We start from the raw sequence: 12,238 nt of genomic DNA, 5'->3' as shown, positions 1-12,238 counted from the left end.
CAGGTGTCAGTAAGGTGGATACGGGGATTCAGGCCGCTTGCTGTCGCGCGGCATGCAGCGATGCCCGCACGCGCGGCAGCACGTGCTCGCCGATGCGGTAGGCTTCCTCGAAATGGGGGATGGCCGCCAGCACGAAGCTGGCCACGCCGGCCTGCGCGTACGCCTGCAGCGCGGCGGCGACTTGCGCGTAGCTGCCGACCAGGGCGGCGCTGGCGCCCGTCTGCGCCTGCGCAAAGCCGGGCCAGAAGGCGACGTCGCTGCCGCCGAATGGCGCAGCGTCGGGCAAGCCTGCGCCGCTGCGGTAGCGGCGCGCATCGCGCAAGGCTTCCTCGAAGGTTTCGCGGGCCAGCACGTCGATGCGCAAGCCCGCCGACACCGGACGCCCATGCTGGCGCGCTTGCGCGGCCAGGCTGGCGATGGCCGGCCGCAGGTCCGCCAGCGGCGCCGCGTCGAAGACGTGCACGTCGGCCTGGCGCGCCGACAGCGCCAGCGCCTCGGGCGTCCCGCCTGTCAGGTAAATGCCGTTGAGCGCATGGTTTGCCAGCGGCCCCTTGAAGCCGCCATCCTGCACTTCGAAGAACTTGCCCTTGAAGCTGAACGGCGAAGTGCTCTGCACGCCGCGCGCCACCGTGATGAATTCATCGATGCGCGGCAGGATATCGGCATCCGGCACGGCATCGCCCTGGCGCCGGCGTTCTGCCCCATCGCCGCCATGGCCGATCTGCCAGGCGAAGCGCCCGCCCGTGAAGCGCTGGAAGCTGACCGCGTTCTTTGCCGCATACACGGCCGAACCCCAGGCCGCGTCGAATTCGGCGATCAGTTTCAAATGCCGCGTGCTGCGCGCCAGATACCCTGCGACGATCCAGCTTTCATCGCCCTGCGTATCGTGGCGCACCTGGATGCCGTCGAAACCGGACAGCTCGGCCGCGCGGGCGATCTGGTGCAGGTAGTCAAAGTAATTGAACGGCGGACGCGCGCCGCGCGGGTCGCTCACGCCCGCCTGCAGGGGACTGGGCGCACCGGCGGCCCGTTCGCCTCGGCGCGTGATACCGGGTGCGGCGTAGCGGCCATCGCCGCCGGTGGGCAATTGCCAGATGAATTCGATGGTCATGCATGGACTCCTGTCGTGGGTCGAAGAAAAGGCCGTACGCGCAACGCGCAGCGGCCCGCCCTTCCCTCCTCGCAGAAAACATGCCATGCCGCGTGGCGCCTTCAAGGCCATGCGCTGCTGATTTGGCAGCAATCCGCTGCACCTGTGGCAGCAGCGTGCTGCGCGCGCAGCAGGCATAAAAAGGCCGGAGCCCGCGGCGCTGCGGGTCCGGCACGAAGGGTCTGGCATGTTGCGGGACCTAGTCGATGGCGCCCGCCTTTTTCAGGAAGGTGCGCAGGATGTTGCGGCTGATATTCAAGTGCTTCGCCGTGCGCACCTGGTTGCGCTCGTTGCGCTCCCACGCGGCGCATACGAGTTCCTGCTGCAAGGCTTCGAACGCCACGGCCTCGCCCGAGTCCAGCAAGGCTTGCCAGGCACGGGCGAAGCGCTCGGCGGCCAGCAGGTCGTCCTGCCCGGCCGCGCCATGGGCCGCATAGGCGATATCGGCGCCACCGGGCCAGGCTTCCGGCACGGGCGCCGGGGCCGGAGCCGGCGTGGGCGCCGAAGCGGCAGGCGTGGCCGGCGCACGGTGCCAGCCCGACAGGCTCAAATCGTCGGCGCGCACCTCGCCGCTGCGGCACACGAGCAGCGCGCGGTGGATGACGTTTTCCAGCTCGCGGATATTGCCCGGCCATGGATAGGCCAGCAAGGCTTGCTGCGCGTCCGGGCCCAGCGCCACCTCGCCCAGGTGCAGGCGCTGCGCGTAGATGGCCATGAAGTGGCGCGTCAGCGGCATGATGTCGCCCGGGCGCTCGCGCAGGGGGCGCAGCGGCAGGCCGATCACTTGCAGGCGGTAATACAGGTCTTCGCGGAAGCGCCCGGCCCGCACGGCTTCGGCCAGGTCCACGTTGGTGGCGGCGATCAGACGCACGTCGATGGGAATGGCGCGCCGCGCGCCCAGGCGCACCACTTCGCGCTCCTGCAGCACGCGCAGCAGCTTGACCTGCATCGCCAGCGGCAAGTCGCCGATTTCATCGAGGAACAGGGTGCCGCCGCTGGCCGTCTCGAACCAGCCGGGCTTGCCCTGCTGGGCGCCCGTAAATGCGCCCTTTTCATAGCCGAACAGCTCGCTCTCGACCAGGGTTTCGGAAAACGCGCCGCAGTTGATCGCCACGAAGGTCTGCTCGGCGCGCCCGCTCAAGCCGTGCACGTGGCGGGCAATCAGCTCTTTTCCCGTCCCTGTTTCGCCCGTGATCAGCACCGTCGCCTCGCTGGGCGCGATGCGCTCGATCAGTTCATGCAGCTGGCGCGAGCGGGGGTCGGCAAACACAAAGGCCGTGGCGCGCACCAGCAGGCTCATTTGCTGCGGGTCGCGGAAGGCCACCAGCGCGCCCTCATCGCTGCCACCGGCAGTGCCGGCGCTACGGGCAAGGTGGGCGCTGCGCGCGAAATCGCTGCTGAAATTGTGGGCTAAGAGTTCCATGGGCCGACTATACCGCGCTGCATCCGCAGGCGTGAACGAATGGTGCCGCGCTAGCTTATCCGGATTTTGCATATGCCGACGCGCGTCCCATGCTGGCCCGAAGCTTGCATGGTAAATAGGGAAACGCCCTGTCGCCCACCCACCACGGAGCTTCTTCCATGCCAGCACGCCAGCTTGTCCTCAACGTTTTCTTGCAGCGCCACGGCCACCATCCCGCCGCCTGGCGCCATCCCTCGGCCAGCGCCAGCGGCCGCCCCGACCTGGCCTGGTGGCTGCGCGCCGCCAGGCTGGCCGAGGCGGCCAAATTCGACAATTTCTTCATCGCCGACTTCATCGGCCGCGGCGGCGACGTCACGCCGGACACGGGACGCGCCGCCATCGGCCTGCCGTTCGAGCCCTTCACCCTGCTGTCGGCGATCGCCGCCGTCACCCGCCACATCGGCCTGATCGCCACGGTCAACACCAACTACGAGCACCCCTACCATGTGGCGCGCAAATTCAGTTCGCTCGACCACCTGAGCGGCGGACGCGCTGGCTGGAACGTCGTCTCCTCGTTCGGCGAGCACACGGCGCGCAATTTCGGCATCGCCGCGCGGCGCAGCCACGACGAGCGCTATGCGCGCGCCGGAGAATTCGTCGCCCTGTCCAAGATGCTGTGGGACAGCTGGGACGACGACGCCTTCGACCGTCCCGACCGCGCCAGCGGCCAGTTCTATGCGCCCGCGCAAGGCCATCCGCTGGACTTCCGGGGCGAGTATTTTGCCTCGCAAGGCTTGCTGGACTTGCCCCGCCCCGTGCAGGGCCACCCCGTGCTGGTCCAGGCAGGCAATTCCGAGACAGGCCGCGAGTTTGCCGCCCGCCTGGCCGAGATGGTGTACTGCTCGGCCACCTCGCTGCCCGTCGCCCAGGCGTACTACGCGGACGTAAAGGGCCGCATGGCCAGATATGGCCGCGCCGAGGATCAATTGAAAGTCACGCCGGGGCTGTCCGTCGTGGTGGCGGAATCGGACCAGCAGGCGCAGGACCAGTTCGGCGAATTGCAGGCGCTGGTCGACTTCAGCAAGCTGGAATTCGGCGGTTTTGACCTCTCCGGCTATCCGCTCGACGGTCCGCTGCCCGACCTGCCCTACGAGGCGGGCGACAATGGCAAGGGGCGTTTCCAGCAGCAGCTTGAGCTGGCGCGCCGCGACAACCTGACCTTGCGCCAGCTGGTGCTGCGCTTCCGGGTCGCGCGCGGCCATTTGCAAGCCATCGGCTCCGTCAGGACGGTGGCCGACCTGATGGAGCAGTGGTTCGTGGAACGGGGTGCGGACGGTTTCAACGTCGTGCCGCCCCTGCTGCCGCAAGGCTTCGAGGCGTTTACCCGGCTGGTGGTGCCGGAACTGCAGCGCCGGGGCCTGTTCCGCACGGAGTATGCGGCCAGCACCCTGCGCGGCCATTTGGGATTGACGCGGCCCGCCAGCCCGCACGCCGTGGCGCGGGCGCGGGCCGCCTGACCGGTGCGAGCTAGGCCTGCTCCGGGTCGAAGTGCTTGCGCAAGCCTTGCCAGCACTCGAAATAGTCCTGTTGCAGCAGGCCGCTGTCCAGGGCAAATGGCGTGGGCCTGATGATGGTGCGCGTCTCGAACATGAAGGCCATGGTGTCGCCCACTTTCACGGGCGCGGACGTGTCGCTGCGCGAGGCCTTCTCGAACGTCTGCGCGTCGGGGCCGTGGCCGGACATGCAGTTGTGCAGGCTGGCGCCGCCCGGCACGAAACCGGCCGCCTTGGCGTCGTACACGCCGTGGATCAGCCCCATGAATTCGCTGGCCACGTTGCGGTGGAACCAGGGCGGCCGGAAGGTATGCTCGGCGGCCAGCCAGCGCGGCGGGAAGATGGCGAAGTCGATGGCGCCCAGCTGGGGATTCTCGCTGGGGGCCTGCAGCACGAGGAAGATCGACGGGTCCGGGTGGTCGTAGCTGATCGAGCCGATGGTATTGAAGCGGCGCAGATCATATTTGTATGGCGCGTAATTGCCGTGCCAGGCCACCACGTCCAGCGGCGAATGGTCCAGCGTCGTGCGCCACAGGTGGCCGCCGAACTTGGCGACCAGCTCGCACTCGCCATCGATATCCTCGTAGGCCGCGTGCGGCGTGAGAAAGTCGCGGCTGTTGGCCAGGCCGTTCGAGCCGATGGGCCCCATGTCGGGCAGGCGGAAGGCCGTGCCGAAGTTTTCGCACACGTAGCCGCGCGCCTGGCCGTCCGGCAGGGTCACGCGGAAGCGCACGCCGCGGGGGATGACGGCGATTTCCTGCGGCTCCAGCTCGATCAGGCCCAGTTCCGTGGCTATGGCCAGGCGGCCCTCCTGCGGCACGACCAGCAGTTCGCCATCGGCCGAATAAAAGAAGCGCTGCATGGAACGGTTGGCGGCATACACGTGGATGGCGCAGCCGCTCATCGCTTCGGCGCCGCCATTGCCGGCCATGGTGTGCCAGCCGCCGATGAAGTCCACCGGCGTGGCGCTGTCAGGCAGCGGCAGCGGGTCCCAGCGCAGCTGGTTCGGCGGCGTCGGCGGCATGGCGTGGAAATCGCTGACGATGCGCGTATTGTTCAGCATGGTAAACGGCGGATGCTGGCTGGCGGGACGGATGCGGTACAGCCAGGAACGCCGGTTCTGCGCGCGCGGCGCCGTGAAGGCCGTGCCCGAAAGTTGTTCCGCGTACAGGCCCAGCGGTGCCTGCTGCGGCGAATTTTGCCCCTGCGGCAAGGCGCCGGGCAAGGCTTCCGTGGCAAACTCGTTGCCGAAGCCGCTTTGGTAGCCGGCGCCTATCATGCCGGCTCCGCCAGGCCTTCGGCCGCGTCGCGCAGCAAGCCCTGCACCACGTCGGCCTTGCCGATGGCGCCCATGGCCAGCAGGGCGAAACGGGCCAGGAACAAGGGCGAGCGCTGCTCGCCCAGGCCGCCCATGATGTGGCACAGCTCGGTGTACAGATTATCCAGTTCGATGTCGGTCATATTGTCTCCTTGTCCTTTGATTGGGCGATGCCGGCCGCCGCCAGCGCTGCCGCCACCTGCCCCGCCCGCACCTGCCGCCAGCGTCCCAGCACATGGCCATCCGGACGCACGAGGTAAAACGTGCCGGGCTGCGCGTCGAACAGCGAGCATACCTGCGCCGTGTGGTCCCAGGCGCACTCCTGCGCCCCGTTGCGGGCGATCGCCACGCTCGTCAGCGGCAAGGTGTCGCCCAGCGCCAGCAGCTCGGCGGGCACACGGCCATCCTCGCTGAAATACAGCCCCGTGAAACGGCCATCGGCGCGCTGCAGCAAATCGGTAATATACCCCGCTTTCCGCCCGCCGTCGTGCGGCAGCGCCAGCGGACACTCGGGCAAGACGGTGCCCGGCGCGGGGCCGGCAGCAAAGCCATCGACCTCGCGTGCATTCAGCGGCGACTGTGCATACGCGATGGCGCTGGTCTGGCGCGGGTTGATCAGGGAGCGCACGTGCGCATGCCTGCCCGCCAGGCCCAGCACGGCCGTGCGCATCAGCTCGAAGGCGAACGTGGGCGGCGCCATGAATTCCGTGCTTTTCGTGCCGTGGCGCAGGTTTTCACGGGCGGCGAACACGCGCTCGTCCGAATAGCTGTCCAGCAGGGTGTGCGGTGCCTGGCCCTTGACGACATACGCCAGTTTCCACGCCAGGTTGTCCGCGTCGTCGATGCCGGAATTGGCCCCCCGCACGCCGAAGATGGGCACCAGGTGGGCCGCATCGCCCGCGAACAGCACGCTGCCGTGGCGGTATTTTTCCAGGGTCAGCGCGTTGGCTTTGTAGATGGTGATCCACACGGGATGCCAGGGTGCCGTTTCACCCATCATGGCCAGCAGGCTGTCCACGCGGGGCGCCACGTTTTCCAGCAGCACGGCCGCCTGCGCATCCTCGTCGTCGCGCAACTGGTAGTCGATGCGCCAGATATCGTCGGGCTGCTTGTGCACCAGCACGGTCGAACCGGGATTCGACGGCGGGTCGAAATACGCAAGGCGCTCCGTCGGGCGCGCACTCTTCAGGTGGATGTCGACGATGACATAGCGCCCTTCATAGCTGGTGCCCTGCAATTTCAGGCCCAGCGCCTCGCGCACCACGCTGCGCCCGCCATCGGCCGCCACCAGCCAGTCAGTCTCGATCTGGTAGGTTTCATCGGGCGTGGCCACGGTGACGGTGGCGCCATCGGCGCGCTGCTGCACGCCCGTGACCCGCGTTTGCCAGCGGATATCGATCAGCCCGGGCTGGCGTTCGGCCGCGTCGAGCAGGAATTGCTCGATATGGTATTGCGCCAGGTTGACCATGGGCGGCAGCTTCTGGTTCGCGTCCTGCGGCATCGTGAAGTGCAGCACTTCTTCCTCGCGGTAAAAGCTGCGCCCGCCCGCCCACGGCAAGCCCTTGGCCAGAAAACCGTCGAGCGCGCCCAGGCGGTCGATGATTTCCAGGCTGCGCCGCGAAATGCAGATGGCGCGGCTGCCCGTGCAGACGCCGTCGTCGGCTTCGATCAGCACGCTGCGCACGCCATGGCGGGCCAGGCCCAGGGCCGTGGCCAGGCCCACGGGGCCGCCGCCGACGATCAGGACCCGCGCGTGCTGCGTGGCGGCGCCGGCCGGTTTGCCAGGCGGATAGACTTTCGGCACATGCGGGTATGGGTGAAACGTGTGGCTCATGATGCTCCCTCTTCAAGAATGTGTTTTGCCGCCACGGGCGATGGGCAGGGTCAGCACGATGGCCGCGCCCGCCACCAGCAGCACGCTGGCGTACAGCAAGCCCGTGGAAAAACTGTGCGTGATGTCCTTCAGCCAGCCCACGACGACGGGGTTCAGGGCCGAGCCGATATTGCCCGTGGCATTGATGACGGCGATGCCGATGGCGCGCGCGCCCAGGCTCAGGGCCCGGTCCGGCGTCGTCCAGAACACCGACATGGCCGTATAGGCGCCCGTCGAGGCCATGCACACGCCCAGCAGCTGCACGACGGGATGGACGGAATAGGCCGTGCACAGCCAGCCGGCGGCCGACAGCAGCATGGGCCAGACGATGTGCCAGCGGCGCTCCTGCAGGCGGTCCGAGCGGCGGCCCCAGGCAATCATGCCGATGACGGTGCACACTTGCGGGATGGCGGCCAGCAGGCCGATTTTCGTGTTGCTGGCGTCGCCGCTGAAACTTTTCACGATCAGGGGCGTCCACACGGCCACCATCGCCAGGGTGTTCACCAGGCAGAAATAGGCGATGCCGAATTTCAGCACCGTGGGCGAACACATCTCCGCCAGCACCGAGGTTTTCGCTGGCGCCACGGCTTGCGGCGCTACCGGCTTGTGCTCGGCCGCCAGCATGCGCGCCAGCACCTGCTGTTCCAGCTTGCCCAGCCAGTTCGCCTTGTGCGGCGCATCGTCGAGGTAGCCGTAGACGGCCAGGCCCAGCAGCACGGACGGCATGCCTTCGAGCAGGAACAGCCATTGCCAGCCCTTCAATCCCCAGTGCCCATCGAGGCCCAGGATCAGGCCAGACAGGGCCGACCCGATGGCGGCCGTGACGGGCATGGCGATCATGAACAGGGCATTGGCGCGCGCCCGGTAGGCGCTGGGAAACCAGTAGGTCAGGTACAGCAGCATGCCGGGCAGGAAACCCGCTTCCGTCACGCCCACCAAAAAGCGCAGCGCATACAGGCTGGCCGGGCCGCTGGCGAACAGGGTGGCCGTCGAGGCCAGGCCCCAGGCAATCATCATGGAACCGATCCATTTACGTGCGCCGATGCGCGCCAGCACGATGTTGCTGGGAATGCTGCAAGCGATGTAGGCGATGTAGAACAAGGTGGTGGCAAAACCGAACTGGGTGCCGGACAAGCCCAGGTCCTGCATCATGGTCAGGCCGGCGAAGCCGATGTTGATGCGGTCCAGGAAGGAAAACACGAACAGCAGGAACAGAAATCCCAGCAGGTGGCGCGACACCTTGCGCATCACTTGCTGTTCCAGCTGGAAGGTGGCCGCGTCGAGGACGGGCGCGGGGGTGGCGGGGGTGGCCGCCTGGGCGATGGTCATGCTGGTCTCCATAAGGTGTCGCCCTCCCCTGGCTATTATTATTGGGTGAGAGCGGCCGGATGCTCCGGCTTGAACACAGTATGCAGACGACCAGGCCGGACGCTGTCCCCATTTTGGGGACAAACCCTGGCCGGAAGGACTAGAAAGAAGACGCACAAACGGCGGCGCCCCCGGAAAGAGCGCCGCCGTCAGACCAGGCTGCCGTCAGCGGGCAAGCTTAGCCGCGTTTCTTGATCGGCACGTTATCGACCTTCTGCCGGTCGTAGCTGAAGGAGCCGTGGCCGCTCCAGTTATTGTCGGTGACGAAGGTGGCTTCAAATTTGGCCAGGTAGCTGCCGATGGCCGGTGGCGGCACGGAGACGACATATTCGCCGCTCAGGCTGAACACGCGCGTGGCCTTGCCCAGGCCCAGGCCGTGCACGGGACCGCTGACCGGGCGGATCACCACGCGGCCATGCGGTGGCGCGATCGATTGCGTAATCAGCGCTTCGCCGCTGACGGTGCCGTCGTCGGGGTTGTAAAACAGGGCGAGGTTGAGGATCGGCGCGCCAGGCAGGCCGAGATTGCCGGCCGTCAGATACACGTGTTCTACCGCATTCAATTCAGATGTGGACACAATCTACTCCTTCTGTGAATGAGTTATGAGCCATGGACATGGGAGATCGCTGGACGCGACAGGCACTGGCTGTCAGCCTTGCCGGTGACCGCTATTGCCCGGCGCACCAGCACTCTGCAACCAGCATAGCCAGGATTTTGATGGCAATATGCTCACATTATTGCCTTGATTTCCGGCAATTTTATGCTGTGCCCGGTTTGGAGGATTGACTAGCACTCAAGCCGCTTGCGGCCCTAGACATAGCGCAAACAATTGGCGCTGGCTGGCAATGCCCAGGCGCTTGTACGCGCGCTTCTGGTACGTGATCACGCTCGATGGCTGCACGCCCATGGTCTCGGCGATCTCCGCGGCCGTGAGGCCTTCGAGCACGCCGCGCAGCGCGTCGAGTTCGCGCTTGCTCAATTGCGGGCCATGCTGGCGCAAGCGGGCCAGCATCATGGGCGAGACGCCCTGCGCGGGCTGGCCGTTCAGGCGGTAGTGGTGTTTGGCCGCATGCGCGAACAGCGGCGACAGGGTTTCGATGGCGCCGATTTCGCCGGGCTGGAACTGGCCCTGGCTGCTGTCGCGGTAAAAATTGACGGATAGCCAGATCTCGCTGGACGGCTGCACCAGCAGCGCCAGGCGGTCCGAGACGTTGGGCTTCTGGTAGCACGCGGCGCGGTAGCCGGGATGCCGGATCTCGTCGCTCGCTTGCTGGTGCAGCACGATGGCGGGCTCGATCTTTGGCTGGCGCGCGGGCGCGATGACGCTCTGGTTGCCGTCGAGCGCATAGTAATGGCGCGCGTAGCTGTCGGCGATATCCTGCAAAAAACGCCCGCCGCGCCGGTCGGCCACGGCCACCGTGCGGGGACGGTTGCCGAATTCATATGCAAAGATCGTGCATTGGGCAATGGAGGCGGCCGTGCTGGCCGTTTTCAGGATGGCGCCCGCCATCGCATTGACGTCCGCGTGGCCGATGGCCGACACCAGGTCGAGGGCGCGCCCCAGATCCAGCTGTCCGTCGGCCTGCCGCCGCTCCACCTGCCAGTAACGCATGTCGCCCCCTGCCCGCCCGCGCTTACTGCGCGCGCTGCGGCAAGACCCAGTCCGGCCGGATGTAGTGGCAGGTGTAGCCATGCGGCAAGCGCTGCAGGTAGTCCTGGTGTTCCGGCTCCGCTTCCCAGAACGGCCCGGCCGGCGCCACTTCCGTCACCACCTTGCCGGGCCACAGGCCGGACGCGTCGACGTCGCGGATGGTGTCTTCGGCCACGCGTTTCTGCGCGTCGCTCGTATAGAAAATGGCCGAGCGGTAGCTGGTGCCGCGGTCGTTGCCCTGGCGGTTTTCCGTGCTGGGGTCGTGGATCTGGAAGAAAAATTCCAGGATCTTGCGGTAGCTGATGACCTTCGGGTCGAAGATGATCTCGATCGCTTCCGCATGCGTGCCATGGTTGCGGTAGGTGGCGTTGGCCACGTCGCCGCCGCTGTAGCCCACGCGCGTGGCCAGCACGCCCGGATAGCGGCGCAGCAAGTCCTGCACGCCCCAGAAGCAGCCGCCGGCCAGGATCGCGGTGTCGTTGTCTTGTGCCATGGTGTCTTTCCCGTTCGATTCAGAAGCAGCTATCTTACCGCGTCGCGCCATTTCCTTCAGGGCGCGCCAAAAGGCGCTTCAGCTGCGCCGCCTGGTAGGCGCCGATGGCGTCGTTGAACAGGCAGCGGATCAGCGGATCGTCGACGATGTCGGCCTCCTCCAGCCCTGCCCGCGCGGCGGCGTCGAAAGGGCCATCGTTGATGCGCATGTACATCGACGTCAGCGATTCGCCCAGCACCAGCGCCGCATGGCATTTCACCAGAGGCACCTCGGTGGTCCAGCCAGGGGCTTCGCCGGTGTCCGGCACCAGGTCGATCAAGTCGCCGTGCGTGCGGTAATGCAGGACGGTGGCCGCGCCGTCATGCCCGTACAAGGCCAGGCGCCACAGGCGCGGCGCCTGGAAATAGCTGTCCTCGGGCAGCTCCATGTCGCGGTAGCGTTCGAGCAGGCCGTGGCGGCAAAAATCCAGCACCAGCGCTTCTTCCGTTGCGCCCAGGGGCGCGAAGCGGCGCGCGATCTCCGCCGTGGCGGGCGCAAGCGCCTCGGGACGGTAGTCGAAATCCACGTCCTGCGGCCCCGTGGGAATCACCCAGGGCAGCGCTTCGGCCGCGCTCACGCCGTGCGCGTCGAGCAGCACGGAGGTGGACGGGTCGAGGCGGAAGATGCGCGCGTCGGACAGCGCGGCGCCGATCTCTTCGGCAAAGCGGCGGTAGGTGATGGGGAACATCGCGTGGTTGTACCAGGACCAGTCTTCCTGCACGAACTGGCAGGAGCTGGGCACGAGGAAACGGGGCGCCAGCGCGCGCAGCTGCGGCACCCAGTCGTCGGGAAACTCGACATGGCCGCGCGGTGCCTGCGACGGCGCGATGACGGCGATCTCGCGCATGGTCTGGAATGGCCACAGCACCATGTCCCACGGCGCGAACGCGGCCAGCTGCGCCAGGGTCTCGGGGCCGATCCAGGAATCGACGACATTGAGCACGTTCATGCCCGCCGCGCGCACCTGGAACAGCGAGTCGACATCGTCGTCCAGCGCCCGGCGCGGGATCACCTCGATCGCGCCCACCCGCACCGGCGCGTCGACGTGCAGCCGCTCGACGCGGGTAAAACCCAGCGCGCGGATCATGGCGAACAGTTCGTCGAAGACGCAGTACAGGTAGATGGGCGTGGCGCGGTCCAGCACGTCGAGGCTGTCGAGCGAGCAGTGGTCGTCGTGGAAGTGCGAGATGAAGACGGCATCCCAGCGCAGCCGGCGCACGGCATCGAGGTCGAAGCGCACGGCGGGAAACGCGTGGCAGTTGCGGCTGAACGGATTTTCGACGATGGGGTCGAAGGCGATGGCCGTGCCTTCGCATTCGAAGACATAGCCGGCGTGCAGAATGCGGGAGATTTTCAGGGGCATTATGAGGGCTGAATAAACCCAATTGCGA

Annotated in this window: 11 protein-coding genes; 1 reads left to right on the top strand and 10 read right to left on the bottom strand. The window is 67.0% G+C overall.

The window, feature by feature from the left end; genetic code table 11:
• Positions 1-28: 28 nt before the first annotated feature.
• Both ACZ92H_RS14690 and ACZ92H_RS14685 read right to left on the bottom strand, forming a co-directional pair.
• A complete protein-coding gene (locus ACZ92H_RS14690; protein WP_131368977.1) occupies positions 29-1,111 on the bottom strand; it encodes an LLM class flavin-dependent oxidoreductase in 1,083 nt (360 codons plus the stop codon).
• Positions 1,112-1,349: 238 nt separating this feature from the next.
• Positions 1,350-2,450, bottom strand: coding sequence for a sigma-54 interaction domain-containing protein (locus ACZ92H_RS14685; protein ID WP_465050060.1), 1,101 nt, complete (start codon positions 2,448-2,450; stop codon positions 1,350-1,352).
• 281 nt (positions 2,451-2,731) lie between these two features.
• On the opposite strand from ACZ92H_RS14685, the gene ACZ92H_RS14680 reads away from it, so the two are divergent.
• The gene (locus ACZ92H_RS14680) at positions 2,732-4,069 is read left to right on the top strand and encodes an LLM class flavin-dependent oxidoreductase (RefSeq protein ID WP_465049927.1); all 1,338 of its coding nucleotides are present in this window, start codon (positions 2,732-2,734) and stop codon (positions 4,067-4,069) included.
• Between the two features lie 10 nt (positions 4,070-4,079).
• Here the strand turns inward: ACZ92H_RS14680 and hmgA are convergent, their stop codons facing one another.
• From hmgA to ACZ92H_RS14640, 8 genes are all read right to left on the bottom strand, one after another.
• The gene (gene hmgA, locus ACZ92H_RS14675) at positions 4,080-5,384 is read right to left on the bottom strand and encodes a homogentisate 1,2-dioxygenase (protein WP_465049926.1); all 1,305 of its coding nucleotides are present in this window, start codon (positions 5,382-5,384) and stop codon (positions 4,080-4,082) included.
• On the bottom strand, positions 5,381-5,566 hold the full coding sequence (locus tag ACZ92H_RS14670) for a hypothetical protein (protein ID WP_465049925.1): 186 nt from the start codon (positions 5,564-5,566) through the stop codon (positions 5,381-5,383). The genes hmgA and ACZ92H_RS14670 overlap by 4 nt, the downstream gene beginning before the upstream one ends.
• The gene (locus ACZ92H_RS14665; protein WP_465049924.1) at positions 5,563-7,257 is read right to left on the bottom strand and encodes an FAD-dependent oxidoreductase; all 1,695 of its coding nucleotides are present in this window, start codon (positions 7,255-7,257) and stop codon (positions 5,563-5,565) included. Before ACZ92H_RS14665 ends, ACZ92H_RS14670 begins: the two co-directional genes overlap by 4 nt.
• 12 nt (positions 7,258-7,269) lie before the next feature.
• Complete coding sequence (locus ACZ92H_RS14660) at positions 7,270-8,625, bottom strand: MFS transporter (RefSeq protein WP_465049923.1); 1,356 nt, start codon at positions 8,623-8,625, stop codon at positions 7,270-7,272.
• A 217-nt stretch (positions 8,626-8,842) separates the two neighbouring features.
• Positions 8,843-9,241, bottom strand: a complete 399-nt coding sequence (locus tag ACZ92H_RS14655) for a DUF1842 domain-containing protein (RefSeq protein ID WP_131368970.1) — start codon at positions 9,239-9,241, stop codon at positions 8,843-8,845.
• Between the two features lie 216 nt (positions 9,242-9,457).
• Positions 9,458-10,276, bottom strand: coding sequence for a helix-turn-helix transcriptional regulator (locus ACZ92H_RS14650; RefSeq protein ID WP_465049922.1), 819 nt, complete (start codon positions 10,274-10,276; stop codon positions 9,458-9,460).
• A 22-nt stretch (positions 10,277-10,298) separates the two neighbouring features.
• A complete protein-coding gene (msrA, locus tag ACZ92H_RS14645) occupies positions 10,299-10,808 on the bottom strand; it encodes a peptide-methionine (S)-S-oxide reductase MsrA (RefSeq protein WP_131368968.1) in 510 nt (169 codons plus the stop codon).
• Between the two features lie 34 nt (positions 10,809-10,842).
• A complete protein-coding gene (locus ACZ92H_RS14640; RefSeq protein ID WP_465049921.1) occupies positions 10,843-12,210 on the bottom strand; it encodes an MBL fold metallo-hydrolase in 1,368 nt (455 codons plus the stop codon).
• Positions 12,211-12,238: the final 28 nt, after the last annotated feature.

The organism is Janthinobacterium foliorum (assembly GCF_978021625.1).
The sequence above is the reverse complement of the archived record's forward strand: the minus strand, read 5'-3'. Positions and strand labels throughout refer to the sequence as shown.

Bases quoted from the DNA above. Each gene is read 5' to 3' on its own strand.
- ACZ92H_RS14690 (WP_131368977.1), bottom strand. From the start codon at position 1,111: ATGACCATCGAATTCATCTGGCAATTGCCCACCGGCGGCGATGGCCGC.
- ACZ92H_RS14685 (WP_465050060.1), bottom strand. From the start codon at position 2,450: ATGAGCCTGCTGGTGCGCGCCACGGCCTTTGTGTTTGCCGACCCCCGC.
- ACZ92H_RS14680 (WP_465049927.1), top strand. From the start codon at position 2,732: ATGCCAGCACGCCAGCTTGTCCTCAACGTTTTCTTGCAGCGCCACGGC.
- hmgA (WP_465049926.1), bottom strand. From the start codon at position 5,384: ATGATAGGCGCCGGCTACCAAAGCGGCTTCGGCAACGAGTTTGCCACG.
- ACZ92H_RS14670 (WP_465049925.1), bottom strand. From the start codon at position 5,566: ATGACCGACATCGAACTGGATAATCTGTACACCGAGCTGTGCCACATC.
- ACZ92H_RS14665 (WP_465049924.1), bottom strand. From the start codon at position 7,257: ATGAGCCACACGTTTCACCCATACCCGCATGTGCCGAAAGTCTATCCG.
- ACZ92H_RS14660 (WP_465049923.1), bottom strand. From the start codon at position 8,625: ATGACCATCGCCCAGGCGGCCACCCCCGCCACCCCCGCGCCCGTCCTC.
- ACZ92H_RS14650 (WP_465049922.1), bottom strand. From the start codon at position 10,276: ATGCGTTACTGGCAGGTGGAGCGGCGGCAGGCCGACGGACAGCTGGAT.
- msrA (WP_131368968.1), bottom strand. From the start codon at position 10,808: ATGGCACAAGACAACGACACCGCGATCCTGGCCGGCGGCTGCTTCTGG.
- ACZ92H_RS14640 (WP_465049921.1), bottom strand. From the start codon at position 12,210: ATGCCCCTGAAAATCTCCCGCATTCTGCACGCCGGCTATGTCTTCGAA.